The organism is Bartonella silvatica (genome assembly GCF_040545155.1).
Taxonomy (GTDB): domain Bacteria; phylum Pseudomonadota; class Alphaproteobacteria; order Rhizobiales; family Rhizobiaceae; genus Bartonella; species Bartonella silvatica.
On sequence record NZ_JBEPLI010000082.1, the window covers coordinates 1 to 1,232 of the forward strand.

The 1,232-nt window shown below is 45.9% G+C and carries 1 pseudogene; it reads right to left on the reverse strand.

Going from position 1 to position 1,232, the window contains the following annotated elements:
• Window positions 1-1,232, reverse strand: a pseudogene (locus ABID23_RS08050) (hemagglutinin repeat-containing protein); the annotation flags it as partial.

The window sequence follows — 1,232 nt, forward strand, 5'->3', positions numbered from 1 at the left end:
AAATCTTGATCCTTGTTGGTCAGAAACTTGATCTTCCCCGTATCTGATGCCAAATGCGTCTGACCACCACTTGATAGCCCTGCCGCACCAAGTGTGAGATCCCCATTTTGCGCGTGCATGAAGAGGTTGCCCTCTGTTTCTATCGTGGTTTTGTTTGTAGTAACTTCTGTTGATTGTTGACGAAACTTATTCTTTTGCTTCGATTTGTCGCCTTCTTTGCCCCTAAAATCCAAATCAAAACTGTCAACGTCTTGCTCTGAAATCGCGTTGAGAGCGCCACCACTGGTAAAATCCCCATTGCCCTTGGCTTTAAACTTTCCCTCAAGGTTAAGCTCACCACCTGTGACAATAGTCAAATCTCCATCACTGTTGACTTCTGCCAAACGGTGCTCACTGCTTTGGGCGTTATAATGCCCTTTTTCCAATGTTTCCTTATGGTCACTCTCTAGCACTAATGAACCAAACGTAGCAGAACCATCGACAACCACCGTCATCGATCCACCACTGCTCCATTGCCCACCGCTCATGCTTAAATCGCCAAGGGAGTGAATGTTTAAATCCTGTATAGAAATGATTTGAGCCTGCTGCCCGCTCCGATCAACAAAACCATATTCATTCGTGTCACGGATTTTGGCGCTACCATCAATGATTGTCTCAGCATTGAGGGTGATGATATCCCCCAGAATACTCCCTGACGAATTGGCTAAAAGCCCTTGGCTGCTCAGATCTACAGCACCGCTGCCAAGCAAAAAACCACCATTATTGAACAAAGTTTGCGTGGTCGAAACATGCAATGCACCATTACTCGATATGGTGCCGCTATTGCTAAAACGGTCCGTCTCTATAGTGACGCCATTGCCTTTTATTCTAGCACTGGCGAGGTTTCCTTGCTGCGTTTTTGCCTCATAAACATCTTGTGCTAAAGAAGTGTTTGGTGCCAAATAAACGTGAGGCACTAAGACCTCTTGTCCGTCGACAAGGTGGGTTTCAAGCCAGATCATATCCTTTTTGATTCCAGCAATCTGCTGAGGCCTTAAGGGCTTGCCTAGCTCTAACCCCAAGGGACCTTGCTGCTCCACAGCATTGTCATAGAGCCTTTGCATTTGAGCATTGGGATCTTCAACATCAAGAAGAGTGCGATTACCTGTCAGCTCAAAGATTTGCTCACCCACCAGACGATATTCAAAATAAGCATCCCCCAACTTTTTGAACACGTGCTCAGGCTTATAATT